23 protein-coding genes and 2 pseudogenes are annotated in these 24,651 nt (G+C 63.8%); 10 read left to right on the top strand and 15 right to left on the bottom strand.

Features of this window, described 5'->3' with window-relative positions:
- Positions 1 to 18 precede the first annotated feature (18 nt).
- Entirely contained in the window at positions 19 to 2,076 is a 2,058-nt protein-coding gene (paaZ, locus tag ACVWZT_RS21600; protein ID WP_457471283.1) for a phenylacetic acid degradation bifunctional protein PaaZ, read from the top strand.
- 153 nt (positions 2,077 to 2,229) lie between these two features.
- The gene (locus ACVWZT_RS21595) at positions 2,230 to 2,400 is read left to right on the top strand and encodes a hypothetical protein (protein WP_296233410.1); all 171 of its coding nucleotides are present in this window, start codon (positions 2,230 to 2,232) and stop codon (positions 2,398 to 2,400) included.
- A gap of 26 nt (positions 2,401 to 2,426) precedes the next feature.
- On the opposite strand, the gene ACVWZT_RS21590 is transcribed toward ACVWZT_RS21595, so the two are convergent.
- Together ACVWZT_RS21590 and ACVWZT_RS21585 are read right to left on the bottom strand one after the other, a co-directional pair.
- On the bottom strand, positions 2,427 to 2,696 hold the full coding sequence (locus tag ACVWZT_RS21590; RefSeq protein WP_296233412.1) for a DUF6555 family protein: 270 nt from the start codon (positions 2,694 to 2,696) through the stop codon (positions 2,427 to 2,429).
- 144 nt (positions 2,697 to 2,840) lie between these two features.
- Positions 2,841 to 3,050: a con-10 family general stress protein gene (locus ACVWZT_RS21585; RefSeq protein ID WP_114170448.1), complete on the bottom strand. Its 210-nt coding sequence runs from the start codon at positions 3,048 to 3,050 to the stop codon at positions 2,841 to 2,843.
- 264 nt (positions 3,051 to 3,314) lie between these two features.
- On the opposite strand from ACVWZT_RS21585, the gene ACVWZT_RS21580 reads away from it, so the two are divergent.
- Both ACVWZT_RS21580 and ACVWZT_RS21575 read left to right on the top strand, forming a co-directional pair.
- Entirely contained in the window at positions 3,315 to 7,454 is a 4,140-nt protein-coding gene (locus tag ACVWZT_RS21580; protein WP_457471280.1) for a CheR family methyltransferase, read from the top strand.
- Between the two features lie 91 nt (positions 7,455 to 7,545).
- Positions 7,546 to 7,944 carry an NUDIX hydrolase gene (locus ACVWZT_RS21575; RefSeq protein WP_296233417.1) on the top strand — a complete coding sequence of 133 codons (399 nt, stop codon included), beginning with the start codon at positions 7,546 to 7,548 and terminating at the stop codon, positions 7,942 to 7,944.
- A 24-nt stretch (positions 7,945 to 7,968) separates the two neighbouring features.
- Here the strand turns inward: ACVWZT_RS21575 and ACVWZT_RS21570 are convergent, their stop codons facing one another.
- The gene (locus ACVWZT_RS21570; protein WP_296233421.1) at positions 7,969 to 8,520 is read right to left on the bottom strand and encodes an ATP-dependent Clp protease proteolytic subunit; all 552 of its coding nucleotides are present in this window, start codon (positions 8,518 to 8,520) and stop codon (positions 7,969 to 7,971) included.
- A gap of 50 nt (positions 8,521 to 8,570) precedes the next feature.
- The gene (locus ACVWZT_RS21565) at positions 8,571 to 8,957 is read right to left on the bottom strand and encodes a low affinity iron permease family protein (protein ID WP_296233423.1); all 387 of its coding nucleotides are present in this window, start codon (positions 8,955 to 8,957) and stop codon (positions 8,571 to 8,573) included.
- Positions 8,958 to 9,149: 192 nt separating this feature from the next.
- Between ACVWZT_RS21565 and ACVWZT_RS21560 the strand changes: the two genes are divergently transcribed.
- The 5 genes from ACVWZT_RS21560 to ACVWZT_RS21540 are packed head-to-tail and all read left to right on the top strand — an operon-like array spanning position 9,150 to position 13,457.
- On the top strand, positions 9,150 to 10,067 hold the full coding sequence (locus ACVWZT_RS21560; protein WP_457471278.1) for a DUF72 domain-containing protein: 918 nt from the start codon (positions 9,150 to 9,152) through the stop codon (positions 10,065 to 10,067).
- On the top strand, positions 10,064 to 10,849 hold the full coding sequence (locus tag ACVWZT_RS21555; RefSeq protein WP_457471276.1) for an endonuclease/exonuclease/phosphatase family protein: 786 nt from the start codon (positions 10,064 to 10,066) through the stop codon (positions 10,847 to 10,849). The genes ACVWZT_RS21560 and ACVWZT_RS21555 overlap by 4 nt, the downstream gene beginning before the upstream one ends.
- Positions 10,846 to 12,048: a cardiolipin synthase ClsB gene (gene clsB / locus ACVWZT_RS21550; protein WP_457471275.1), complete on the top strand. Its 1,203-nt coding sequence runs from the start codon at positions 10,846 to 10,848 to the stop codon at positions 12,046 to 12,048. Before ACVWZT_RS21555 ends, clsB begins: the two co-directional genes overlap by 4 nt.
- Entirely contained in the window at positions 12,048 to 12,995 is a 948-nt protein-coding gene (locus ACVWZT_RS21545; RefSeq protein ID WP_457471273.1) for a lysylphosphatidylglycerol synthase domain-containing protein, read from the top strand. The genes clsB and ACVWZT_RS21545 overlap by 1 nt, the downstream gene beginning before the upstream one ends.
- A gap of 33 nt (positions 12,996 to 13,028) precedes the next feature.
- Positions 13,029 to 13,457: a hypothetical protein gene (locus ACVWZT_RS21540; RefSeq protein ID WP_457471271.1), complete on the top strand. Its 429-nt coding sequence runs from the start codon at positions 13,029 to 13,031 to the stop codon at positions 13,455 to 13,457.
- A 79-nt stretch (positions 13,458 to 13,536) separates the two neighbouring features.
- On the opposite strand, the pseudogene ACVWZT_RS21535 reads toward ACVWZT_RS21540, so the two are convergent.
- Together ACVWZT_RS21535 and ACVWZT_RS21530 are read right to left on the bottom strand one after the other, a co-directional pair.
- Positions 13,537 to 13,771, bottom strand: a pseudogene (locus ACVWZT_RS21535) (metallothionein).
- Positions 13,768 to 14,232 (bottom strand): phosphotransferase system, HPr-related protein, encoded by a 465-nt coding sequence (locus ACVWZT_RS21530; RefSeq protein ID WP_296233435.1) that lies wholly within the window; start codon positions 14,230 to 14,232, stop codon positions 13,768 to 13,770. Before ACVWZT_RS21530 ends, ACVWZT_RS21535 begins: the two are co-directional and overlap by 4 nt.
- 151 nt (positions 14,233 to 14,383) lie before the next feature.
- On the opposite strand from ACVWZT_RS21530, the gene ligD reads away from it, so the two are divergent.
- On the top strand, positions 14,384 to 16,903 hold the full coding sequence (gene ligD / locus ACVWZT_RS21525; RefSeq protein WP_457471270.1) for a DNA ligase D: 2,520 nt from the start codon (positions 14,384 to 14,386) through the stop codon (positions 16,901 to 16,903).
- 35 nt (positions 16,904 to 16,938) lie between these two features.
- Here ligD and ku read toward each other — a convergent pair whose 3' ends face one another.
- The 9 genes and pseudogenes from ku to ACVWZT_RS21480 form a co-directional block, all read right to left on the bottom strand.
- Positions 16,939 to 17,799: a non-homologous end joining protein Ku gene (gene ku / locus ACVWZT_RS21520; protein ID WP_457471269.1), complete on the bottom strand. Its 861-nt coding sequence runs from the start codon at positions 17,797 to 17,799 to the stop codon at positions 16,939 to 16,941.
- Between the two features lie 74 nt (positions 17,800 to 17,873).
- Positions 17,874 to 18,779, bottom strand: coding sequence for an SDR family oxidoreductase (locus ACVWZT_RS21515; protein ID WP_457471267.1), 906 nt, complete (start codon positions 18,777 to 18,779; stop codon positions 17,874 to 17,876).
- Between the two features lie 112 nt (positions 18,780 to 18,891).
- On the bottom strand, positions 18,892 to 19,479 hold the full coding sequence (locus ACVWZT_RS21510; protein ID WP_296233443.1) for a phosphorylase family protein: 588 nt from the start codon (positions 19,477 to 19,479) through the stop codon (positions 18,892 to 18,894).
- 45 nt (positions 19,480 to 19,524) lie between these two features.
- Positions 19,525 to 20,682: a carboxylate-amine ligase gene (locus ACVWZT_RS21505; protein WP_457471265.1), complete on the bottom strand. Its 1,158-nt coding sequence runs from the start codon at positions 20,680 to 20,682 to the stop codon at positions 19,525 to 19,527.
- Between the two features lie 6 nt (positions 20,683 to 20,688).
- Complete coding sequence (locus ACVWZT_RS21500; protein WP_457471264.1) at positions 20,689 to 21,642, bottom strand: methyltransferase; 954 nt, start codon at positions 21,640 to 21,642, stop codon at positions 20,689 to 20,691.
- Positions 21,642 to 22,988, bottom strand: a complete 1,347-nt coding sequence (locus ACVWZT_RS21495; protein ID WP_457471262.1) for an iron-containing redox enzyme family protein — start codon at positions 22,986 to 22,988, stop codon at positions 21,642 to 21,644. Before ACVWZT_RS21495 ends, ACVWZT_RS21500 begins: the two co-directional genes overlap by 1 nt.
- Before the next feature lie 21 nt (positions 22,989 to 23,009).
- The gene (locus ACVWZT_RS21490) at positions 23,010 to 23,207 is read right to left on the bottom strand and encodes a hypothetical protein (protein WP_296233449.1); all 198 of its coding nucleotides are present in this window, start codon (positions 23,205 to 23,207) and stop codon (positions 23,010 to 23,012) included.
- Positions 23,208 to 23,269: 62 nt separating this feature from the next.
- Positions 23,270 to 23,389: pseudogene (locus ACVWZT_RS21485) on the bottom strand (KGG domain-containing protein); the annotation flags it as partial.
- A gap of 304 nt (positions 23,390 to 23,693) precedes the next feature.
- On the bottom strand, positions 23,694 to 24,575 hold the full coding sequence (locus ACVWZT_RS21480) for a Dyp-type peroxidase (protein ID WP_296233451.1): 882 nt from the start codon (positions 24,573 to 24,575) through the stop codon (positions 23,694 to 23,696).
- Between the last annotated feature and the right edge of the window lie 76 nt (positions 24,576 to 24,651).

Genomic DNA, 24,651 nt, shown 5'->3' with positions numbered 1-24,651 from the left:
TACAGCATGGAGAACAGCATGTCTGCCGCCCCTACCCTGCAAAGCTTCATCGCCGGCCGCTGGCTCGGCCAGCACGGCGCCCAGGCCTTGCGCAGCGCCCTCGACGGCCACGTGCTTGCCTATAGCCCCGAGGAACGCCCGGACTTCGCCGAGGCCGTGGATTTCGCCCGGGCCCGCGGCATCGCCAGCCTGATGGCCATGGACTTCCAGCAACGCGCCGCGCGCCTGAAAGCCCTGGCCCTGTACCTGGCCGAGCGCAAGGAGCAGCTCTACGCCCTGTCCCACCACAGCGGCGCCACCCGTGCCGACAGCTGGATCGACATCGAAGGTGGCAATGCCACGCTGTTCTCCTATGCCGGCTTCGGCAGCCGCGAGTTGCCCTCGGGCAACCTGGTCCACGAAGGCCCGGCCATCCCGCTGGGCAAGCAAGGTCACTTTGCCGGCAGCCACATCCTGGTGCCGCGCGCCGGCGTGGCGGTGCATATCAATGCCTTCAACTTCCCCATCTGGGGCATGCTGGAGAAGTTCGCGCCAACGTTCCTGGCCGGCATGCCCTGCATCGTCAAGCCAGCGACCTCGACCAGCTACCTGACCGAGGCCGTGGTGCGCCTGATGCACGCCTCCGGCCTGTTGCCGGAGGGCAGCCTGCAACTGGTGGTCGGCAGTACCGGCGACCTGCTCGACCGCCTGCAAGGCCAGGATGTGGTGACCTTCACCGGCTCTGCCGACACCGCCGCCAAGCTGCGTGTCACGCCGAACCTGGTGGGCAATTCGGTGCCGTTCACCGCTGAAGCCGACTCGCTGAACTGCGCCATTCTCGGCCCGGACGTGACCCCGGACAGCGAGGAATTCGAGCTGTACATCAAGGAAGTGGTGCGGGAAATGACCACCAAGGCCGGGCAGAAGTGCACCGCCATCCGCCGCGCCATCGTACCGGCCAGACACCTTGATGCCGTTGCCTCGCGCCTGCGCGAGCGGCTCGCCAAGGTGGTGGTCGGCGATCCTTCGCTGGAAGGCGTGCGCATGGGCGCCCTGGCCTCTCATGACCAGCAGCACGATGTCGCCGAGCGCGTGCGCAGCCTGTTGCAGAGTTGCGACCAGCTGTTCGGCGCCAGTGACGGTTTTGCGCCGCGTGGCGAAGGCGTGGCCGAAGGTGCGTTCTTCGCCCCGACCCTGCTGCAGGCGCGCGACCCGCATGCCGAGGGTGGGGCCCACGATATCGAAGCGTTCGGCCCGGTCAGTACGCTGATGGCCTATGACGACCTCGACGAAGCCCTGGTGCTGGCCGCCCGTGGCAAAGGCAGCCTGGTGGCCACCCTGGTCACCGCTGACCGTGGCGTCGCCGCCAAGGCCATCCCGGTCGCTGCTGCCTGGCATGGCCGCCTGCTGGTGCTCGACCGCGAAGCGGCCAAGGAGTCCACCGGCCACGGCTCGCCACTGCCGCAACTCAAACACGGTGGCCCGGGGCGTGCCGGTGGCGGTGAAGAGCTGGGCGGCCTGCGCGCAGTCAAGCACTACCTGCAGCGCGCGGCGGTGCAGGGTTCGCCGAGCATGCTCACGGCAGTTACCGGCGAGTACGTGCGCGGTGGCGCAGTGATCGAAAGCGAAGTACACCCGTTCCGCCGTTACTTCGAGCAGCTGCGCATCGGCGAATCGCTGCTCACCCACCGCCGTACCGTGACCGAAGCCGACCTGGTCAACTTCGGCTGCCTGTCGGGCGACCACTTCTACATGCATTTCGACGAAATCGCCGCCAGGCAGTCGCAGTTCGGCAAGCGCATCGCCCATGGTTACTTCGTGTTGTCGGCGGCCGCCGGGCTGTTCGTGTCCCCGGGTGCGGGGCCGGTATTGGCCAACTACGGCCTGGATACCCTGCGCTTCATCAACCCGGTAGGCATCGGCGATACCATCCAGGCACGCCTGACCTGCAAGCGCAAGATCGACCAGGGCAAGACCAGCCCGCTGGGGCAACCGCAAGGCGTGGTGGCATGGGACGTGGAGGTGACCAACCAGCTGGGTGAGCTGGTGGCGAGCTACGACATTCTGACCCTGGTGTTGAAACAGCCGGCAGCATGATCGCTGCCACTGGTCGGCATCTGCCTCGATGCGAACGATCGTCCCCCGCGTCATCGGGTTCTGATGGCATGAGGGGTGGTCAATGGCTTCGCCTCTCACTCCTGTGTTGGCCCGCCGGCCTGGCGGGCCTTTTTTACTGCAATGGAGAAGGGCATGAACGACAAGCAGTGGCTGGGCGGCGGGAATGTGCAGGATGACTGGCCGGAACTGGCGCCGGACGAGCGCAGTGACAAAGTGGACGATCCCGATACCGACCCCAATCTGACGGATGACGAGCAGAATCGGCCTGGGGTACCCGCCAGCGATCCCGAATCCGGGGCTTGAACGGCCGGTGTATCGGCGAGCCGGTCTCAGGCGGTAGTGACAGGGTCTTGCAGCGGCTGGCCAGGCTTGCTGCCGGAGGCCCGCCAGCTCACATCCGTCACCCCATAGCGCTCGGCCATGGGTTTGCTTACCTTGCGGATCTTTTCGCGGCCGAACTTGGGAATGATGCCGATACCGGCGTCGCAGCTGGCCCAATGCCAGGCTTCGGCATTGTCCATCCGTTCCAGGCGGATGATGAAGCTGCGCTGCTTGCCGTGTAACCGGTAGTCGATGATGTACAACTGCGGATTAGGCATCGCGTGGCCCTCCTCTTTTCCATGGATGACTTCGTGTTGAGTCGAGCGCGCCGCGAAGATTCAAAAAGATTGTGAAACGCTTCGTATGAAAGATGGCCCGGCGCAACCTGCGCCGGGCCATCGCTGCTGTTGCCAGCCGCCGCGCTACTGGTTGCGACCGCCGCCGTGGCTGTTCTGCCCACCTTTGCGGCCTGCTTCCGAGGCGCGTTCGCGGTCATTGGCGAAATTGCCGCCGGAGGCCTGGCCACCTTTCTGCCCGGCGCGGGACGCTTTTTCGCGGTCGTTGGCGAAGTTGCCCGGGTTGGTTTCCTTGGTGCCGCCACGTTGGCTGGTTTGATCTTGATCGCGAGCCATGTCGTTTCTCCTTGCGGTTGGAATGGTAGTCACGGTCCGTATACCGTGCCTTTACTCCGAACCCAGGCGGCGCTGTGCGGTCATTCCAGTTGCGGGTTTGCGGACGAGTGGCGCCAAATGACCGGTAGGTCGCAAATTGGCGCACTGCCTTTTAACCCTCTGTCCACCCCCTCGCGATTGCCGCGCCAGCCTGCCTATAATGGCATCTCACAAGCCCGGCGATGCGTCGATGGGCCTTCTGTCAGGTCTGTACAAGGCACCGCCATGAAGTCGACTGCTAACCAGCCCGCCTCGCCGCAAAATCCCAACCTGAGCCCCAGCCACCTGGACTTTCCCGTGGTCGGCATAGGCGCCTCGGCAGGTGGCCTCGAGGCCTTGTGCACGTTGTTCCGGCAAATGCCGGCCGATTCGGGCATGGCATTCGTCATCGTCCTGCACCTGTCGCCCGACCACCAGAGCGTGGCCGATCGCATCCTCCAGGAAACCACCACTATGCCGGTGCGCCAGGTGACCGAGCCGGTGCCGATCGAGCGCAACCATGTTTACGTGATATCGCCCGCCAACCGCTTGTCGACCAACGACGGTTACCTGCGGGTAACGCCGGCCAATCGGCGGCGCGGTGACCATGTGGCCATCGACCTGTTCTTTCGTGACCTGGCTGACGTGCACAAAGACCATGCTTTCTGCGTGGTACTGTCCGGTAGCGGAGCCGATGGCGCGGTCGGGCTGTCACGCATCAAGGAACAAGGCGGCGTCACGCTGGTACAGGCGCCCGATGACGCGCAGTACGACAGCATGCCGCGGGCGGCCATCGACACGGGTATGGTCGATATCATCCTGCCGGTTGCGGAAATTCCACAGAAACTGCTGGAGCTATGGCAGAACGCTTCTCGGGTGAAGCTGCCGCGGATCGATGACGATACCCTGCCGCCGGCGCTGGGCACCCGGGCAGGCGACGCGCAGGCGTCCGAGCCGTTGCTCGAGGAGATTCTCCTGCAACTGCGCAGTGTCACCGGGCATGACTTCCAGCATTACAAGCGTGCCACCGTGCTCCGGCGTATCGAGCGCCGCCTGCACGTGACCGGGCAAGCCGACCTTGGCGCTTACCTGCGCTTTTTGGAACAGCATCGCGAAGAGGCGACTGCGCTGTTGGCCGACATGCTGATCGGTGTCACCAACTTCTTCCGCGACCGCGAGGCCTTCGAGGCGCTGGAACGCCATGTGCTGCCGCAGCTGGTCAGCCAGCCCGAGCCCGCCGAGGGCGCGAGCGAAATACGCATCTGGTCTGCTGGATGCTCCACCGGCGAAGAGGCCTACAGCCTGGCCATGCTCGCCTGCGAGCAACTGGCCATGGAGCAGCGCGACAGCCAGGTCCAGGTATTTGCCACCGACCTGGATGAGCGGGCGATCGGTGTCGCCCGCGCCGGTTCCTATCCGGAGGCGATCGTCACCGACGTTCCGCCTTCGCGACTGCGCCAGTTCTTCGTCAAGGAAGACCAGCACTACCGGGTACGCAAGGAAATTCGCGAGAAGGTCCTGTTCGCCCGGCACAACCTGTTGTCCGATCCGCCGTTCTCGCAAATCGGCCTGATCGTCTGCCGTAACCTGCTGATCTATCTCGACCGCGAGATCCAGGAGGACATCCTGCAGATGTTCCATTACGCCTTGCGGCCGGGGGGATATCTGTTCCTGGGCTCGGCAGAGTCCGCCGACCTGGCAGGTGAACTGTTCGCCGTGGTCGACAAGCGCAACCGTATCTACCGTGCCCGCGACGTGAGTGCGTTGGGTCGCCGCTCAGGCCGCCAGTTGCCGGGGCCGGACATCAACCGTCTGCCCCAGGCTGCCGGCAGGCAGGACAAACCCGGGCGTAAACCCGCCTACGCCGAGGTGCACCACCGGGCGTTGGCCCGTCGGACACCGCCCAGCCTCATCATCGACGGCGAAGGTACCATCCTGCACCTGAGCGAGGGTGTCGGGCGCTTCATGCAACTGGCGGGCGGCGAACTCAGCCGCAACCTGTTGAACCTGGTGCTGCCAAGCTTGCGCCTGGCCCTGCGCAGCACCTTGTTCCAGGCTCGCCAGGGGCCTGAAGCAATAACCTCCCGGCCGGTGGAGCTGGACGAAGGTTCCGAGCGGGTGCAGGTGGAAATCACCGTGCAGCCGCACAAGGACGAAGTGAGCGCTGGCGAGTACCTGCTGGTGGTATTCGAAGCGCACGCCGCTGGCCCGTCGTTGCCCAACGCCGAGTCGATCCGCCAGACCGACAGCATGGTGTTGCACAACCTCGAGCGCGAGCTGCAGCGCACCCGCCTGCAGTTGCAGGAAACCATCGAACAATGGGAAATCTCCAGCCAGGAACTGACCGCCTCCAATGAAGAAATGCAGGCGATCAACGAGGAACTGCGCTCCGCCAGCGAAGAGCTGGGCACCAGCAAGGAAGAGCTGCAGTCGATCAACGAGGAACTGCTGACGGTCAACTTCGAGCTGAAGAACAAGGTCGAGGAAACCGACAAGGTCAACGACTATCTCAGCAACCTGATCGCCAGCACCGATATCGCCACGGTCTTCGTCGACCGCAACCTGCATATCCGCTGGTTCACCCCGCGCGCCACCGACCTGTTCAACATGCTGCCGGTCGACACCGGCCGCTCGCTGCTCGACATCACCCATCGGCTCGACTACCCCGCGCTGGCCAATGATGCCCGCACCGTGGCCCAGGGCGAACACATCATCGAACGCGAGGTCGGCGGCCATGACCAACGCTGGTACCTGGCGCGGTTGCTGCCGTACCGTTCGAGCGAGCAGGACATCGATGGCACGGTGCTGACCTTCATCGACATCAGTAAGAGCCGGGCGGCCGAGGAGCGCGTGCGCCTGGGTGAGGAGCGCATGCGCGTGGTGGCCGAGAGTACCCATGACTTCGCCATCATCCTGCTCGACGAACAGGGCCTGGTCACCGACTGGAACACCGGCGCCAGCCTGATGTTCGGCTACGGCAAGGCTGACGTGCTGGGCCAGCATTACCGCCTGATCTTCACCGAAGAGGACCGTGCCCACGGCGTTCCCGAACAGGAGCTGCATGCAGCCCGGGTCAACGAACGTGCCCAGGACGAGCGCTGGCACGTGCGCAAGGATGGCAGCCGGTTCTACTCCAGCGGCGAGATATCCCAGCTCAAGGGCAGTACCCTGCGCGGGTTCGTCAAGATCGCCCGCGACCTCACGGGGCACAAGCGCCTGCACGACGAGCAGAGCAAGCAGTTGGCCGAGTCGCAGAGCAACAGCCACATGAAGGACGAGTTCTTCGCCATCATGTCGCATGAACTCAAGCATCCGCTCAACCTGATCCAGCTCAACGCGGAAATCCTCCGGCGTTTGCCGACGGTCGCCCAGACTGCAGCGGCGAGCAAGGCAGTGAAGGCCATTCGCGAGGCCGTCAGCAGCCAGGCGCGAATCATCGATGACTTGCTCGATGTCGCACGCATTCGTACCGGCAAGCTGAAGCTGAAGACCGCGCCGGTGGATATCTGCGCCATTCTGCAGGGCATCCATGCGTTGGTGCAGAGCGAGCAACCTGCCTGCCATGTGGCGTTGGAGCTGCCGGCTGATGGTTTGCCCTTGTTCATCGACGGTGACAGCACACGGCTGGAACAGGTGGTCTGGAACCTGCTCAACAATGCGCTCAAGTTCAGCCCGGCGGGCGGGTTTATCCGCCTGGTGCTGAGCCATGATGAAGCACAGGTGTGGGTGCGTGTCATTGACCAGGGGGTTGGCCTGCCGGCGGACAGCCTGGAGCATATTTTCGACCTGTTCAGCCAGGCCACGCCGCAAATGGGCAACCACTCGCGTGAAGGCCTGGGCATCGGCCTGTCCCTGGTCCGCCAACTGGTCGAAGCACACGGAGGCAGTGTCCACGCGGATTCGGCGGGCATCGGCCAGGGCTGTACGTTCACCGTCAGCCTGCCGCTATTGGAAGCGGGTCGGCGGCCAGCCGCGGCGCCAGCGGATGCCGCAACCGACGGCCGCCTGAGTGGCATCCACGTATTGTTGGTGGATGACTCGCCGGACGTGCTGGAAGTGATGCAGCAGTTGCTGGAAATGGAGTGCGCCCAGGTCAGCGCCTTCACTGACCCGCGTCAGGCGCTGGAAGCGGCCGCGGCCAGCACCTACGACATCATCCTCTCGGACATCGGCATGCCGGTCATGGATGGCCACGCCTTGATCAAGGCCCTGCGCGGTCTCAGCCACCTGCAGACCACCCCGGCGATCGCGTTGACGGGCTATGGCGCCAGCGCCGACCAGCACAAATCACGCCAGTCGGGGTTCGACCGGCACTTGAGCAAACCGGTCGGTTACGACGAGTTGGTCGAGGCGATCGAAACCTTGCATGGGTCCGAACCCTACTGACCATCCATCCTTTTTTGCCAGGGTAAACACAACGTTCATTGCGCTTCGGGTGACTAATTCCCTATAGGAATAGCGTCACCCAGGAGTGTGCATGAAACCGCTGAAAGCTCGCGCAACCGTTATTTGCCGCCACGCCAAGCACGCCCATAAATGGCTCTGGGTCAGGAAACCCAAGGCAGCGTGGACCCTGCCGGGCGGCAAGGTCGAACCGGGGGAAACGCCGCTACAGGCTGCCGAGCGCGAGCTGCTGGAAGAAACCGGCTTGCAGGCGCAGAGCTTGACCCTTTTGATGCGCCATGAAACCCCAGAACGCGTGCATTACGTATTCGAAGCCGAATTCGCCGACGCGCCGCACCCCACCGCCCAACGCGAAATCGCCGACTGTTGCTTCGCCCATATTGACCGGGTGCCGGTGCTCAAGGATGAGATCAGACTGCTGATCCGCTCGTTGCTGGCATGTGACCAGGCGACCGCCGCTTCCATTCGCTAGCACCTGGCACCGGCCTGGGCGTGCTCAGGCGTGCACGCTCCACTGGCAGGCATCCGCCCCGATCGGCAATTCATCGATGGCGTGAATCATGCCGCTCTCCAGCGCCTCCTGCGGGCCCAGAATTCGTGGGTACGCCATCAGGTAGCGCGGCACGTCCAGCACCTCGCTGCTGCCCTCGGTACGCTCGGCGACAATCTGCGCATAAAGACGCAGGTCGTAATCCAGGCTCATGGCGTATTCGGCCATGCGCGAATGGTCCACCGAACCGTGCAGTGTCCAGTGGAACGGGTGGAACAGGAACTTGCTATGGGCGCAGGCAGTGCGGTGTTCGCCCGCCAGGAACAAGATGTTGCCCATCGACTCCACGGTTCCCAGGTTGTGCGTGTGCAGCGGGATCGGCAGCCCGCGCAGGAAATTGTACAAGGTGAAGCCATAGCTGCATTCACCGCCCATGGTGGCGATGTTCAGCTGCAACAGCTCGGCGCCCTGTTGCAGGGCTTTCGCACACGTGCTGATGAGGTTGCCGCAGGTGGAGGAGTTGATCGGGCCGGTAAAGTGAATGATGTGTCTGGGCATGCTTGCCTCCAGGAGTTAACGGTATTCATTCCAGTGAAATGGGCAGGCCGTCAGTCTGCGGGCGGGTCGTGTCGCTGGTCGCGGCCCTCTTCGCGCTCGCCCATGCGTTGGTATTGCTTGCGCAGTGCGTGCAGTTCGGCGGGATCCATGTCTTCCAGGTCGAGCAGCGCCTTGTGCGCGCGTCTGGTCGTGCGCAGCAGTTCGTCAATCTTGATGTGCAGCTCATCGTTGTCGCGGTTTTGCGTGTTCTGGATGAGGAACACCATCAGGAACGTGATGATGGTGGTCGACGTGTTGATGACCAGCTGCCAGGTGTCGTTGTAGTCGAACAGCGGCCCGGTCAGGGCCCAGGCCATTATCAGCAACAGGGCAATGGCGAAACTCAGCGGGCGGCCGGTCCAGTTCGCCAGCCATTGCGCGAAACGGTCGAATTTCATGGCATCGCTCCTCACCGTAACCACAGCTGTGGCAGCGTGCGCCACCTTCAGGCTGCTAAAGGGTGGAATCGCAAGGGGCGGCAAAGTTCAATCCCGGCGCTGGATACACCGCCGATCGATCCTGCTTGAACCCTCGTGCAACTGCGCCGGTCGCAATTGATGAACCGGTGCAACGAGCAATAAGGAGGCAGCGTGAGCGAAGTGCGCATTGGCATTTCAGGATGGCGCTACGGCCCCTGGCGAAAGGATTTCTACCCCAAGGGCTTACCCCAGGACGACGAGCTGGCGTTTGCTTCACGGGCGGTCAATACCATCGAAATCAACGGGTCGTTCTATAGCCTGCAGACACCAGAGCGCTATCGCAGCTGGGCCCGGGCCACCCCGGATGATTTCGTTTTCGCGGTCAAGGCGCCCCGCTACATCACCCATATACGGCGCCTGAAGAACATCGAACAGCCAATGGCCAACTTCTTCGCTTCCGGGCCCTTGCTGCTCGGGGACAAGCTGGGGCCGTTCCTGTGGCAGTTTCCGCCTAGCATGAAATTCGATGAGGCGCTGTTCCAGGCGTTCCTGCAGCTTCTTCCGCGTGACCGCGCCGCGGCGCGGCGCTGTGCCGAGGGGTGCGCCGAGCGCCTGCAGGGCAACGGCGGCACTGCCATCGAAGGCAATCAGCGCCTGCGCCATGCGGTGGAAATACGCCATGAGAGCTTCTTGTGTGAAGCCTTCGTCAAGCTCCTGCGCAAACATCAGGTGGCCTTGGTCGTCGCCGACAGCGCCGGTAAATGGCCCTATGTGGAAGACGTGACGGCCGACTTCGTCTACATGCGCCTGCATGGCGACGTAGAGTTGTACAGCAGCGGCTATACCTCGCGGGCACTGCGACGCTGGAAAGAGCGCATCCTGCTCTGGAGCGAAGGCCACCAGGCCGACGACGCCGAGCTGATCGTGCCAGGGCCGCCACCTGGTGCCGCGACACGTGACGTCTATTGCTACTTCGACAATGACCAGAAAGTCCATGCCCCCTACGACGCCCGGCGCCTGCTGGAAAAACTGCACCTGGATCACCACTTGATGACCGAACCCGGTGTGGAACCCGAGGTGGACCTGTGAACAAGACCTTGCCCACGCCCCGTTGCATCATCGACAAGATCACTGCCGTGCACCGGCTGAACGTGCTCACCCTCAACGTGCACAAGGGTTTCACCTTCTTCAACCGGCGCTTCATCCTGCCGGAACTGCGCGAGGCCGTCCGCGCCACCGGCGCCGACCTGGTATTCCTGCAGGAAGTGCATGGCAGCCACCAGCAGCATGCCGTGCGCCACCCGCAATGGCCGGACACGCCACAGTACGAATTCCTGGCCGACAGCATGTGGCCGCAGTTCGCCTACGGGCGCAACGCCGTGTATCCCCACGGCGACCATGGCAATGCCCTGCTCTCGAAGTTTCCCATCACCCGGTTCGACAACCTGGACGTTTCTGTCCACGGCAACGAACAACGCGGCCTGTTGCACTGTCAACTGGAGGTGCCCGGCCATGAGCAGGTGCATGCCGTATGCGTGCACCTTGGCCTGCGCGAGGCCCATCGACAAAGCCAGGTGAAGCTGCTGCTCGAGTTGCTGGACCGCTTGCCGGCCTACGCGCCGGTGATCATTGCCGGTGATTTCAATGACTGGCGGCTCAAGGCCGATGCGGTGCTTTCGCAGCGCCTGGTCGAGGCCTTTGGCGAGCGGTTCGGTACCCCCGCCCGCAGTTTCCCTGCGCGCATGCCGCTGTTGCGGCTGGACCGCATCTACCTGCGCAACGCCATGCCCGGCAAGGCGCAAGTATTGTCCAACTATCCGTGGTCGCACCTGTCCGATCACGCCCCTCTGGCTGCGGAGATCACGCTGTGAAACGACCCTGGGTGGATGGCAACAGCGTAGAGCTGTTGATCAATGGCGAGGCGTTTTACCCCCGCGTATTCGAGGCCATCGGCCAGGCGCGCGAGGAGGTCCTGCTGGAAACCTTCATCATCTTCGATGACAAGGTCGGCCAACAGCTGCAACGGGTACTGATCGATGCGGCACGCCGCGGCGTGCGGGTGGAGGTGGTAGCCGACGGATACGGTACCGCAGACCTGCCAGCCAGCTTCATTGCGGCGATGACCGATGCCGGGGTGAGCTTTCACCTGTTCGACCCGCAGCCACGCCTGGTGGGCATGCGCACCAACCTGTTCCGGCGCCTGCACCGCAAGATCGTGGTCATCGACGGCGAACGGGCGTTTATCGGCGGTATCAACTATAGCGCAGATCATCTGGGCGATTTCGGGCCCATGGCCAAGCAGGACTATGCCGTGGAAGTCACCGGCCCGGTGGTGGCGCAGGTGCATGCCGTCAGCCGTCGCCTGATGTCGCCTGTGCTCGAACCGCCCAGCGAGGTACGCCCGGTCACCGCGCCGACTGGCGACATCACTGCCGTACTCGTCGAGCGTGACAACGGCCAGCGCAGCACCGCCATCGAAGCGTATTACCTGGAAGCCTTGCGCAATGCCCGTAAACGCGTAATGGTGGCCAACGCGTACTTCTTCCCCGGTTATCGGCTATTGCGCGAGCTGCGCAATGCCGCCCGGCGCGGTGTCGAGGTTATCCTGATCCTGCAGGGCCAGCCGGACATGCGCTGGGTCAGGGCGCTTTCCCGGCTGCTGTACAACTACTTGCTGCGCGACGGTGTGCGCATTCACGAGTACTGCGAAAGGCCCCTGCACGGCAAGGTTGCCCTGGTGGACGATGAATGGTCGACAGTCGGCTCGAGCAACCTCGACCCGTTGAGCCTGGCCTTCAACCTCGAAGCCAACCTGTTCATTCGCGACCGCCGCTTCAACCAGCAACTGCACCAGCACCTGAGTTCGCTGGCCAACCAGCAATGCAAGCCGGTGACACTCGAGCGCATGGTTCGCGGCTATTGGTGGCGGGCACCGCTGATATTCCTGTGCTTCCACGTGATCCGCCAGTTCCCGCGCATCGCCGGCTGGTTGCCTGCCCACCGCAAGCGCCTGAAATCGTTGCAGCCGGAGGTAGAGACGCAAGGCAACCTGCACGAGGGCAACACCTGATGGAGCGAAAGCGTTGGCAAACCTGGGCAAAGCGCCTGTTCACCCTTCTGTTCCTGGTTCTCATCCCGGTGCTGCTGTTCACCTTGGCACGCAACCTGGACTGGAACGAAGTGCGGCAGTCCTTGCTCGCCTACAAGCCTGGCAGCCTGGCAATCGGGCTGGCAATGGCGCTGTGCAGCTTCCTGATCTTTGCCAGCTACGACCTGCTGGCCCGCACCTATACCGGCCATAACCTGCCCGCGCGGCAGGTGCTACCGGTGGCCTTCGTGTGTTATGCCTTCAACCTCAATTTCACCACCTGGGTCGGCGGCGTGGCTTTGCGCTACCGGCTTTACAGTCGCCTCGGGCTGGACACGCCAACCATCACGCGCATTCTCACCCTCGGCCTGCTGACCAACTGGATGGGCTACATGCTGCTTGCCGGCGGTGTGTTCGCCTTGCGCCTGGTGGAGCTGCCGTCCAATTGGCCGGTCGGCACAGGCGGGCTGCAACTGATTGGCTTCCTGTTGCTGGCCATCACCGTTGCCTACCTGCTGGCGTGTGGCATGGCCAAAAAGCGTACCTGGCAATGGCGCGACCATGAACTGACCTTGCCTTCCCTGCGCCTGGCGTCATGCCAGGTGGCGCTTGGAGCCAGCAACTGGGCGGTGATGGCGTTGCTGATCGACTGGCTATTGCCTGAACAGGCGTTCTACCCGGCGGTGCTTGGCGTACTGCTGATCAGTTGCGTGGCGGGCGTGGTGGCGCACATCCCGGCCGGGCTGGGTGTGCTGGAGACGGTTTTCCTCGGCTTGCTGCACGGCCAGTTCGGCCAAGGCAGCCTGGTGGCGGCCCTGCTGGCGTACCGTACGCTGTATTACCTGATCCCGCTGGTGTTGGCGGTGATGACCTACCTGATACTGGAAAAACGCGCCAAGGCCATGCGCCGGCGCGAAAAAACGGCTTGAATATCGACAACGGCCCAAGGCCGGGAGGTGATCATGCGAATTGCCTTGGTGACACTGATGCTCATGAGTCTGGTCAGTGGCAAGGTGCTCGCCGAAGCCTGCGATGTAATGACCCGCTCATCCAGCGAAGCGGTGCGGCCAGTGGAGCAGCACACCTGCTACACCTACGGCAATATGCCGCCTGAAGCGATCAACTGGTCCTGCAGCAACCAGAACAAGGACATGCTCAGTACGGAGAAGCGCAAAGTGGCGCGCTGCGCCGACGGCAGCGTGGGCAGCTGCATTGCCCCGCTGACCCAGGAAGCCTTGGCCAACCCCAAGGCCGCGGGGAATGACCAGCCTTCCACCCGCCCGACCTTGCCCAAGGATGCCCGGGTGGTGACCTACTACTACGACACGCCGAGCCTGGGCCAGGCGCGGACGGACTGCGAGCGCAGCAATGGTATCTGGCAGACCCATTGAAGCCACTAGCGGGGCTGCTTGCAGCCCTTCGCGGGCGCACCCGCGAAGGAGCGGCAAACGGCCATTTCAACGGCGCTCATCACGGCGAGATCGGATCACTCGCCGGGAAGGTTTCATCCAGCGCATTGTCGACATTGCTTTCGTTCGGCTGCGCTACCTGGGGCTACCTGGGCGCAGTTGCAGCCCGGCATGCGGCAGGGTTCGCCGTTGCGATGCCCGGTAGCACAGGCCTCACAGCAGTAAGCCTTGCCATCCTGAGGCGCGGCATCGACGGTGCAGGTACATTCCTGGCAGGCACAACGTAATTCATTCATGGCTTGCCCTCCTCGTCTTCATCGATCACGTCGTCGGTCCACGGTTCGCCATCCAGCGGCGCGGAGCGGGCCAGCTCGGCCTCATCGAGACCGATACCGCCGCCGATCTCGTCGGCGTCAACGTGGCGCAGGGACTTGTCCGCCGGGCCGCCATGGCCAGGTTCGTACGGGTCACGTGCGCCCGACTCGTCGAACAGGGTATCCGGGCTGAGGTCGTCGTAGCTGACGTTGTCTTCGTGCAAACTGTCGCCCAGCGTCTCGCCACCCGTCATGCCGCTTTGCGCAACGCGGCGGGCCGGGAATTCGTGGGCGACTTCCTGCGGCGGGCGCTCATCACCCGCCCGTCCTTCGCGGTCGTCGAGGCGATCATTGAAGTCCAGCTCATGCACGCTGCCCATGCGGTCTTCGGTATCGTCGATCTCGGTCGGCGTGTAGGGTTTGGGGTCTTCAGGTCTGGACATGGATTGTCTCCCTCCGTTGGCTTACTCATGGTCGACTACGCCAGGCGCCGGAAGATTCAGAGTTTCTTGCAAAACTGCAGCGGCTTTTTTGAACTCCCCCTGCCCCGGCTGCCTCCCAACGATAAGACAGCGAATCGCCCCGGAGCCTGCCATGGCCAAGCCCCTCGAGGAATACGCGCGCAAACGCGATTTCAACGCCACGCCCGAACCCAGCGGCGAGCAGAAGCGTACCCGGCGCGCCCATGCCCTGCAGTTCTGCATCCAGAAGCACGATGCCAGCCACCTGCATTACGATTTCCGCCTGGAACTGGATGGCACGTTGAAGAGCTGGGCCATCCCCAAAGGCCCATCGCTCGACCCCAAGGTGCGCCGCCTGGCCGTGCACGTCGAAGACCACCCTTTGGACTACGCCGATTTCGAAGGCCACATCCCCGAAGGGCATTATGGTGCAGGCGACGTGATTGTCTGGGATCGCGGCATCTGGGAGCCGGAGGGTGACGCCCGCGAGGCTTATGCCAAAGGCAAACTGCGTTTTCGCCTGCAGGGCGAAAAGCTCAGCGGTGTCTGGAACCTTTTCCGCACCCACCTGGCCGGGAAGAAGGAGCAGTGGATGCTGGTCAAGTCCCACGACAGCCAGGCGCGCAGCGAAAGCGAATACAGCATCGTCGACGCGCAGCCCGACAGCGTGCTCAGCGACCGTACCCTGCTGCCCAAGCGCGGCAGCGGCAAGCCGGCCAAGGCCAAGCCGGCAGCCGGCAAACGCTCGGCCACAGGTAAAACTGCGCCGTTGCCAGACCTGTTGCAACCGCAGCTGGCCACGCTGGTCGACTCGCCACCGGCAGGCGACTGGCGCTACGAAGTGAAGTTCGACGGCTACCGCATCCTGGCGCGCATCGACGGCGATGACATTCGCCTGTTTACTCGCAACGGTCATGACTGGAGCGCGAAAATGCCGCGCCAGGTGGCTGCCCTGCGTCAACTTGGGGTTGACTCGGCCTGGCTGGATGGCGAGATGGTGGTGAACAACGAGCACGGGGTGGCGGACTTCCAGGCCCTGCAGAACGCGTTCGACACCGCCCACGACGAACAGATCACCTATTACCTGTTCGACCTGCCGTTTCTCGGCGGCCGTGACCTGCGCCAGGTGCCGCTGCAGGACCGGCGCGAAACGCTGCGCCAGTTGCTGGAAGCCAATGAGTCGGACAACCTGCTGTTCTCGGCCGATTTCGACCAGCCGGTGGAGTCACTTCTGGACAGTGCCTGCCGCCTGGACCTGGAGGGGCTGATCGGCAAACGCGTGGACAGCACCTACGTCGGGCGGCGCAGCGCCGACTGGGTCAAGCTCAAGTGCAAGAAACGCCAGGAATTCGTGATCGTCGGCTTTACCGAGCCGAAAGGCAGCCGCAATGGCTTCGGTGCCCTGCTGCTGGCACTGCATGACAACGACAGCGGTGAGTTGCGTTACGCCGGCAAGGTCGGCACCGGCTTCAGCGCCACGACGCTGGAGAGCATCCATGCGCGGCTCAAACCGCTCGAAATCGCCAAGCCCGCCCTGCCCAAGCCTCCTACCGGGGCTGAGGCCCGCGGCGTGCACTGGCTGAAGCCACACTTGCTGGCCGAAGTGGCCTACGCGCAGATGACCCGCGAAGGAATCGTGCGCCATTCGGTATTCCACGGCCTGCGCGACGACAAACCGGCCACCGCCATCGACCTGGAGCGCGCCATGCCCGGCAACACCTTGCCCAAAACCAAAACCAAAGCCAAAGCCACAGCCAAGCCCGGCAAGACCCCGGAGCACATGGCAGACCTGCGCCTGACCCATCCCGAGCGCGTCATCGACGCCAGCAGCGGCGCCACCAAGCGTGACGTGGCGGAGTATTACGCCGAGGTCAGCCAGTGGATCCTGCCGCAGCTCAAGGACCGCCCGGTGGCTTTGGTACGCGCCCCTGACGGGCTGGCAGGCGAGTTGTTCTTCCAGAAAAACGCCGGCCAGCTGCACATCCCCAATGTGCTCAGCTATGACAAAGCCGAAGCCGGCCAGGCGGCGATGATCATCAATCGTCCCGATACCCTGCTGGGCGCCGTGCAGATGAACATGCTCGAATTGCACACCTGGAACGGCACCGACAAGGACTTCGACAAGCCCGACCGCTTCGTCCTCGATCTCGACCCGGACCCCGCGCTGCCCTGGAAAGCCATGCTGGAGGCCACCCAGCTGACCTTGACCCTGCTCGACGAGCTGGGCCTGAAGGTGTTTCTGAAAACCAGCGGCGGCAAAGGCATCCATGTGGTCGTGCCGCTGACCCGCAAAGCCAGCTGGGACGAGGTGAAAGACTTCAGCCACGCCATCGTCAATTACCTGGCCAGGCTGTTCCCCGAGCGCCTGAGTGCCGTGTCCGGGCCGAAGAACCGCGTGGGGCGCATCTTCATCGACTATCTGCGCAACGGCAAGGGCGCCACCACCGCCTGCGCCTACTCGTTGCGGGCGCGCGAAGGGTTGCCGGTGTCGGTGCCGATCTGGCGGGAAGAGCTTGCCCAGTTGAAGGGCGCCAACCAATGGAACATCCACAATCTGCGAGAGCGCCTGGCGGAAGTCGACGACCCCTGGGCGGACATGGGCAAGGTGCGTCAGTCGATCACCGCGCGCATGCGCAAGCTGCTGGGCCAGTAGGAAGCTGGTCTGGCAACTGGCTCGGTTGAGGAAAGTCAGGACGCCTTGCGCGTGCGCTTGGCGGGCTTCTTCTCTGCCGCCGGCTTTTTCTTGCTGGGCGCCCCGCCCTTGCCGCCAAGGCTGCGCTTGAGCAGCTCGGTAAGGTCGATGATATCGGCACCTTTTTCCGTGCCGGTTGCCTCGCCTGTTTCCACCGTTTCGATCTTGCCTTTGCTGGCCTTTTCTTCCACGAGGTCGAGGATGGTCTGGCGGAAGGCGTCATGATATTCATCTGGCGACCAGGCACCGCTCATGTCCTCGACCAGCCGCTTGGCCATCTCCAGCTCGCGCTTGTCCACCTTGGCTTCGGTGACGCTGCTGTCCAGCTCCAGCGTGTCCAGCCCACGCACCTCTTCCGGCCAGCGCAGGGTAATCATCACCAGCGCCTCGTCCAGCGGCCGCAGCAAGGCCAGGTGCTGGCGGGTATGCAACACCACCGTGGCCAACGCCACCTTGCCGGTGCTGGCCAGGGTTTCACGCAGCAATGCGTAGACCTTGCCGCCACGCCGGTCGGGGCTGAGGTAATAAGGCGTGTCGAAATGCTGCAGGGGAATATCACCGGCTTCGACGAAGGAAAAGATATCGATGGTCTGCGTCGCCTCGGGGCGGGCCTTGCGGATCTCTTCCTCGCTGATCACCACATAGCGGCCCTTTTCATACTCCACCCCTTTGACGATGTTTTCCTTGTCGATTTCCTTGCCGGTGACCTTGTTCACCCGCTTGTAGCCCACCGGTTCCATGCTGCGCTTGTCGAGCCAGTCGAAGTCCACACGCTCGGTGCGCACTGCGGTATTCAGGGCCACGGGGATGTGCACGAGGCCAAAGCTGATGGCGCCTTTCCAGATTGCCCTTGCCATGAATCTGCCCCCCGGGTTGCCTTGTCGATACCACAAGTGACTGCACCCAGCCGCGAAGGTTTAGCCGGCCAGCCCTATGGCAGCGGATTGCCGCCGGTCACACCGAACACCTCGCCGGTAATGTAGCTGGACTCCTGGCTGGCCAGCAGCACGTACACCGGCGCGCACTCGGCCGGCTGGCCAGGGCGCTTCATTGGCGTCTGTGCGCCGAACTCGGGGATTTTCTCCGGCGGCTGGCCGCCACTGGGCTGCAGTACCGTCCAGATCGGCCCCGGGGCCACGGCGTTGACCCGGATGCCGCGCTCGATCACTTGCTTGGCCAAGGCCTTGGTGAAGGCAACGATGGCGGCCTTGGTGGTGGCATAGTCGAGCAAGGTGGCCGATGGCTGGTAGGACTGGATCGAGGCCGTGTTGATGATGGTGGCGCCCGCCGGCATCAGCGGTACCGCAGCCTGGCACAGCCAGAACAGGGCGTAGACATTGGTTTTCAGGGTGTGGTCGAACTGCTCGTGGGTGATCTGGCTGATGTCCTTGCGCGCCTCCTGCTTGCCGGCGACATTGACCAGAATGTCCAGGCCACCGAGCTGTTCGTGAGCCTGCTCGACCAGTTCCTTGCAGAACTGCTCGTCCTTGAGGTCGCCGGCAATCGCAACCGCCTTGCGGCCTTCGGCTTCGATCAGCTTGATCACCTCACGGGCATCGGGTTGCTCGATGGGCATGTAGTTCAGCGCGATGTCAGCCCCTTCGCGGGCAAAGGCGATCGCGACTGCGCGGCCGATACCAGAGTCTGCGCCGGTGATCAGCGCCTTGCGCCCGGCCAGGCGGCCGAACCCTTTGTAGCTGGCTTCGCCGTGGTCGGGCTTGGGCTGCATGTTGACGTCCAGGCCGGGCGCGGGTTGGCCCTGGGCCGGAAACGGTGGGTGCGGATACTGGGTCAGCGGGTTCTGCATGCTGAACTGGTCTTTGGGTTTGTTGGGCATGGGAGCCACTCCTCTGCTGAAACCGGGCTGGCCCGCAAAAGGGCCGATACCGGTTTCGAGGACAACCCCCGGTCGATGGTTTGCAAAACCTGGCGCTAGCGCCGACCAGCGGTCACACCTGGCTGAACAACACCCGCTTGAATGCCTGCGCCGCCAGGTGCACCTGCACCGCCCAGTCCCCGGCCGCATCGCTGCCGGCATCGTCGGAGATATATTTCAGGCAGACGAAGGGAATGCCTTCGCTGCGCGCGATCAAGGCCAGCACGTAGGCCTCCATGTCGACCACGTCGTACGGTGCGTCGCCGTGGTTGATCTCGAAACTGTCGCCACTACCGCAGGTTTCCAAGGGCAAGCCGGGGATCACCACGCCATGCTCCAGCAGTACCGGAATATCCGACAGCGGCGTTTCGTAACGGGCGAAGCCCAGCGGGGTCACATCCATGTCACGCTGCAAGAAGCGGTTGCAGCACACCACTTCGCCTTTGCCATGGCGCAGGCTGCCAGCAGACCCCAGGTTGACGATCAGCCTGGGTTTGCTGGTGGCGATGGCTCGTGTCAGGCTGATGGCGGCATTGACCTTGCCGATGCCGGTGAACAAGGTGTTCATCCCGGCGAACACGCTGCCCGCCTCGGCCTCGAGAGCGAAGACGAACAAGGTGTCAGCCAGTGAAATATCAGGGAATTGCTGGGTCAACATCATGCTTCGGGTGTCCGGGTGGCTGGCAAAGGGCGCCGCCATTGTCGTTCAACCCTGCGCGATTGCAAGTGCCGTGGGGTTGCGAAGAGGGTATTTGCCGACCTCCGCCAGTACCTGGTCGACTACCAGGCGTAGCGCTTGCGACGCAGTCTTGCCGCTGCCGCGGGCGTGCTCGAAGCAGGCCAGCTGGCGGTCTGCACTGGTGCCTTCGGCCACGATCCGGTGCGCATGCAGCATTGCGCGCTCGGCGTCTGCCGTGTCCACTGGAAATGCCTCTTGCAACTGGGCGAGCCAGCCGTGGGCGGAAACAGCCTGCTGTTGCCGCTGGCCGATGAAGGAACCGTGGCGGCCATGGCGCATGGCACGCCAGTAGTTTTCCTGCGCTACCCAGCGCAGCTCGCGGGTCAGTGGCTCGGGTTCGTGCCCCCTGTGCACACAGTGCTCGACGATATGCCGGAACAACCCGGCGATACACAGTGCATCTTCCAGGTCCGGGCACGCATCACAGATGCGCAGCTCAACGGTCGGGTAGCGCCGCGACGGGCGCACGGCCCACCAGAAGTCGCCATCCTTGGCCAGCGACCCGGTACGCTGCAGCAAGGCCCGGTAACGCTCATAGGCGGACCAGTCAGGCAACGGTTCGGGCAAGCCCATGTGTGGCCACTCGCCACAGATCACCCGGCGGTAACTGAGGTAGCCCGTATCCTGGCCGCACCATAACGGCGACGAAGTGCTCAGCACCAGCAGCAGCGGCAGCCACGGCACCAGGCGATTGATCAGTTGCATTCGGTCGCACCCTTCCGGCACGCCGACATGCACATGCAAGCCATTGACCAGGCTGCGTCGCGCCACGTGCTGGTAGTCATCGAACAACTGCCGGTAATGCGCCGCGGTGGCCGGTTTCTGCTTCTGCCACTGGGCAAACGGGTGGCTGGCGGCGCCGTACAGGCCCATGCCGTCCTGCGCCAGGGCTTCGCCAAGGCGCTGCCGGCTGTGGGCAAGGAACTCCCGTGCCTGGTGAAGGTTGGCGAATACCGGGGACGCCACTTCGATCTGGCTGCGGAACATCTCCTGGGCAAACGACGTGCCCAGCCCTTCCCGGCAGCGCCTGGCCACAGCTGGCAGCGGCGCCACCGGAACGCGGCCGGTGGCAAGGTCTACCAGCAGGTATTCTTCTTCGATGCCGAAGGTGCAAGGCGCTGGCATAGCGGCTCAGCCATTGCGGGTGACGGTGAGGGTGACTGCGGCGATGCGCTCGACCTGTTCATAGCCGCGTTCGCCCAGTTGCTCGCCGAACACGTCCGGGTCGACCTCACGGTAGACCCAGGACCACTCAGGGCCCGCCAGGCGCAGGCGGATCGCTTCGAGCAACGGGTCCCGGCCTTCGATAATCGCCACCCCGGTATAGAGCAACAACGAGCCACCGGGGCCGAGCCGCTCGCGGGCCAGTTCGACGATGCGTAGCGATAGCTCGGCCCCCATCGTTCCACCACCGTGACGGTAGGTGCGCTCCTGCACATCGAACATGTACGGCGGGTTGGCGACGATCAGGTCGAACAGGCCGGTAATGCCGTCGAGCAGGTTGCTAGGCTCTACCGAGACATTGCTCAGCCCCGCCAGCGCTGCATTGATCGCGGTGTAGCGCAATGCGAGTGGGTTGATGTCCACCGCGGTGACTTGGGCGTGCGGCACGGCCTGGGCCACCAGCAAGGCACCCACACCAGTGCCGCAGCCAATGTCCACGGCATGCTCGACGCGCTTCGGGTTGCGTTGCAGGTGGTCATGGATCACCTGGGCGAAACGGTAGCTGTCCGGGCCGAAGAACACGGCGTCGCTGGCTTCGGTGGGGTAAGCCGAGTGCACCAGCAGCAAGTTTTCGATGGTGGACCAGCGCACAGTGCTCACCAACCACTCACCCCGCGTGGCCAGCACCTGAGCCTGGCGTAGCTGATCCAGCTCGTCGGCAGATACCAGCGACGCGAGAAACGGGCGGCTCCAGCCGAATACATCGCGCAGTGTCCTCGCCCGCTCCGCCCCCGGGCGAGCATTGACCCGGGCATGGGTGGCCGGGGTGACACAGGTGAAGCGGTAGCCGTCGGCACGCAGGCGCTTGCCTAACTGCAGCAAAGCCTGGTCTGCCTGGATCTGTCGTGGGTCAAGCTGCATCAGCGAGGTTCCTCCTGGGCCAGGCCGGTGGCCCGCAGGTAGCCCTGGGTCGCCAGCAATCCTTCCGGTGTGGCATGACGGTTACCGGCCATGCTGTCGATCAAGGCCTCGATGTCGGCCTCGATGTCGGTTTCCTGCGTTGTGCGCTCCAGTGGTGCATCAAGCTGCAATGACGCTTCCCAGCGGCCCGGCATCACCCGTGAGACAGGGGCTTGCCAGCCCGCCGCGATCCAGTCGTGCCACAGTTGTTTTTCGTAGGCGGTGAACACACCGTACATGGGCGCCGCCGGGCCATCGATGAGGGCCCACCAGCGGCTGTTGCCTGGCGCCTCACCGCGGCGGATCCAGCCCTGCGCTTGCAACGCATCGAGGAACGCGGGCATGCAGCCTGGCTCGGCCAGCCACTGGTTGACGGTGCGCTTCTGCAGGCGGCAATGGTCGGAATGCATGAACTGCCCGAAGTGTCGCTTGTGCTCAAGTACTCGTAGCAGCTCGGCCTCCAGCTCGAAGCTGTTGATCAGGCTGGGCGTATCGACACCCAGGTCATTCAGGCGGTAGCCCAGGCGAACGCGTTGGTAGAAAGCGCCCACATCATCCGCCGGGCACAACTGGCGCAGCGCCTGGATGGACAGGTGCGCATGCCCGCTCGCGGCGTTGTCGATGGTCACGTGCAACTGGAAGTAATGGCCATCGATGCCCAGTTCCGCCAGTTCGTAGGTGGTGATCAGCAAATGCAGTGGCGGTTGTTCGTAGCCCAGGTTGTAGCCGATGAGCTCGGCAAGGAAGTCGTCGGCGTTCCGCCCCAGGGCCAGTTGCAAGACGCCTTGCAGGTAACGCTGGTCGTCCAGTTCAGGCAGGTCGAGACAGCCCAGCCGGCTCAGCAGCCGTTGGTAGATCAGTACGTGGTTGCAACGCGGATCGCCACCGCCCAATTCTTCCAGGTAGGTACGGATCAGGCCGTGATAACGCGGATCACGCCACTGCCGTAAGGTGCCATGCAGCCATGCCCCGTCCACTGCCTTGGTGGGGGCGACTTGCTGCAGGAACCACAATGCCTGGGCGCGATTGGCAAAGTAGCGCCGTGGGCTGCCCTGGCGGCGTTGCGCCAGGTAGGCTGCGTAGGCTTCAGCGACCTGTGCAGCATGCCCGGCGCTCCAGGCTTCCAGGTGCTCAGGGTGGGCAGGCAGGTCATCCTGCATACCTTGCACCCGAGCCAATTGTTCGCGCAACCACGCGGCGCTCTCGGCGTCACTGCCGGCCAGCAATGCCTGGTAACGGGCGTGCAGGCTGGGCCCTTTCGCCGAAGCCGGTACCTTCGCGGCGGTCTTGCAGGTCATCACCGTCATGCCGTATTCCTTTTGCGGGTGTTATTGGCTGGGTTTCTGCCCGGGCATCGGTTCAGGGTCTGGCGCAGGTTGCGTAGCCGGCTTGTCGCCGGGCTGCTGCATCTGCAGGGACGGTTTGCTCTGGTCGGCATCCTTCGCGGGGTGATCGCTGTCACGGTCGAAACAGCCGCCGACCAGTGTCAGGGCGCCCAGCAGGGCTATCAGGGAAGGCAATCGCATGGGGGCACTCCTTTTCGGCATAAATCGCAGTGCCAGGCTACCCCGGCACTGCGTAGCCTCACTTACGAACGGCCGCCCTTGCGGCTCGATTCACTGCTGCGGCCGCCACCGGAATGCTGGCCGCCCTTGCGCCCGGCTTCGGAGGCTTTCTCGCGGTCATTGGCAAAGTTGCCTGGGTTCTTGTTACCACCCTGGCTGCCTTGTTGATTGCCGCTACGGCTGTTCTCTTTGTTGGCCATGGTCTTAAACCTCATATGACTTTGGAATGCACAGCATTAGCTGCCGTACACCTGTTCGGAGTTCGGTCATATCGAGGGATTCGGTTTATTGCGAAGCGTTCGGACCAGCGGCATTAAATAAGCGGCAACGCCATATTTGGCGCGCCACAGAGTCGCATGGCGGGGCCTTCGGGATGGGCAGCCCAGCGGCAGCATTGCGCGACCGCAGTGCCCCTGGTGAATGTACCAGGGGCGGGATGCCCGGCTGTCAGGCCGATAGCAACAGGCGCAGGTCGACACCCGCTTCTGTCATGGGAGGGCACCAGTAATAGCCACCGCTCAGCGGCCGGCTGAAGCGGTACAGGCCGTCAATGATGCCGTCCTCCAGGCCGCTCATGCGCCGCAACTGCACCTCGAAGGCGTCGAAGCTGCGGCCCAGCGCGACGAACGCCAGGCCTGCTCCACGGGTGTCTGCCCAGGACACCGAGCGACGTACCATGAACGCCTCCGGCGCGAAGCTCTCCTGGGCGGTCCGCTTGACATGTGCAGATGCCGGCGCGTCATCCAGTTCTTCGTTGTCGCTCAGGCGGCGACCGATAATGTCGTCCTGCGCCTGCTGGGGCAGCGACTTGAAATACTCCAGGTCATGCTTCCACAGCTGGAACGCAGCAAAGCACGAGCCGTCGAGGCCTGGCAGGCCGGCCTTGAGGATGGCGGCCTCGACCGCCGCCTCATCACGTGGGTTCTCGGTGCCGTCTTCATAACCGGTCAGGTCTCGGCCGCCCTGGTGGAGGAAGCCGTCCACGTGGTCCACCAGGCTGAACGCCGGGCTCAACAGCTGTTCCAGCGCTTGGGCGTGCAAGTACAGGTCGCCACGTTCCTCGCCGCGCAGCCACAGCCACAGGGCATGCTGGGTACTGGGGTTCTCCACCACAGCGTCCAGCTGCGGAAAAGGCCTCAAGCCATCGACAAGGCCGCCCAGGGCTTTAGCCAGTGGCGCACCGACGCCCAGCGACAGGCCCACGCCGTCAACCTGGCTGGCCAGCGCATCCAGCGCTGCCGGCACCGCTTCCAGTGTTTCGATGGCGAAGAACAGGTGACGGGCGTGAACCGGCACCGGTGTGGCAAGCAGACCTTGCTGAAACGGCATGACAGGCTAATCCTCGGTAAAACCGGGAATGCTACTGTGCCGACAGGCGTGCTGCAACGCGACATGCCGCCTCGCT

This window comes from Pseudomonas sp. TE21394 (assembly GCF_054057835.1).
Note: the sequence above shows the minus strand (reverse complement) of the source record. Positions and strands in the feature narration are given on the sequence as shown.

Coding starts and splice junctions, on each gene's coding strand:
- paaZ (WP_457471283.1), top strand. CDS start 19: ATGTCTGCCGCCCCTACCCTGCAAAGCTTCATCGCCGGCCGCTGGCTC.
- ACVWZT_RS21595 (WP_296233410.1), top strand. CDS start 2,230: ATGAACGACAAGCAGTGGCTGGGCGGCGGGAATGTGCAGGATGACTGG.
- ACVWZT_RS21590 (WP_296233412.1), bottom strand. CDS start 2,696: ATGCCTAATCCGCAGTTGTACATCATCGACTACCGGTTACACGGCAAG.
- ACVWZT_RS21585 (WP_114170448.1), bottom strand. CDS start 3,050: ATGGCTCGCGATCAAGATCAAACCAGCCAACGTGGCGGCACCAAGGAA.
- ACVWZT_RS21580 (WP_457471280.1), top strand. CDS start 3,315: ATGAAGTCGACTGCTAACCAGCCCGCCTCGCCGCAAAATCCCAACCTG.
- ACVWZT_RS21575 (WP_296233417.1), top strand. CDS start 7,546: ATGAAACCGCTGAAAGCTCGCGCAACCGTTATTTGCCGCCACGCCAAG.
- ACVWZT_RS21570 (WP_296233421.1), bottom strand. CDS start 8,520: ATGCCCAGACACATCATTCACTTTACCGGCCCGATCAACTCCTCCACC.
- ACVWZT_RS21565 (WP_296233423.1), bottom strand. CDS start 8,957: ATGAAATTCGACCGTTTCGCGCAATGGCTGGCGAACTGGACCGGCCGC.
- ACVWZT_RS21545 (WP_457471273.1), top strand. CDS start 12,048: ATGGAGCGAAAGCGTTGGCAAACCTGGGCAAAGCGCCTGTTCACCCTT.
- ACVWZT_RS21540 (WP_457471271.1), top strand. CDS start 13,029: ATGCGAATTGCCTTGGTGACACTGATGCTCATGAGTCTGGTCAGTGGC.
- ACVWZT_RS21530 (WP_296233435.1), bottom strand. CDS start 14,232: ATGTCCAGACCTGAAGACCCCAAACCCTACACGCCGACCGAGATCGAC.
- ligD (WP_457471270.1), top strand. CDS start 14,384: ATGGCCAAGCCCCTCGAGGAATACGCGCGCAAACGCGATTTCAACGCC.
- ku (WP_457471269.1), bottom strand. CDS start 17,799: ATGGCAAGGGCAATCTGGAAAGGCGCCATCAGCTTTGGCCTCGTGCAC.
- ACVWZT_RS21515 (WP_457471267.1), bottom strand. CDS start 18,779: ATGCCCAACAAACCCAAAGACCAGTTCAGCATGCAGAACCCGCTGACC.
- ACVWZT_RS21510 (WP_296233443.1), bottom strand. CDS start 19,479: ATGATGTTGACCCAGCAATTCCCTGATATTTCACTGGCTGACACCTTG.
- ACVWZT_RS21505 (WP_457471265.1), bottom strand. CDS start 20,682: ATGCCAGCGCCTTGCACCTTCGGCATCGAAGAAGAATACCTGCTGGTA.
- ACVWZT_RS21500 (WP_457471264.1), bottom strand. CDS start 21,642: ATGCAGCTTGACCCACGACAGATCCAGGCAGACCAGGCTTTGCTGCAG.
- ACVWZT_RS21495 (WP_457471262.1), bottom strand. CDS start 22,988: ATGACGGTGATGACCTGCAAGACCGCCGCGAAGGTACCGGCTTCGGCG.
- ACVWZT_RS21490 (WP_296233449.1), bottom strand. CDS start 23,207: ATGCGATTGCCTTCCCTGATAGCCCTGCTGGGCGCCCTGACACTGGTC.
- ACVWZT_RS21480 (WP_296233451.1), bottom strand. CDS start 24,575: ATGCCGTTTCAGCAAGGTCTGCTTGCCACACCGGTGCCGGTTCACGCC.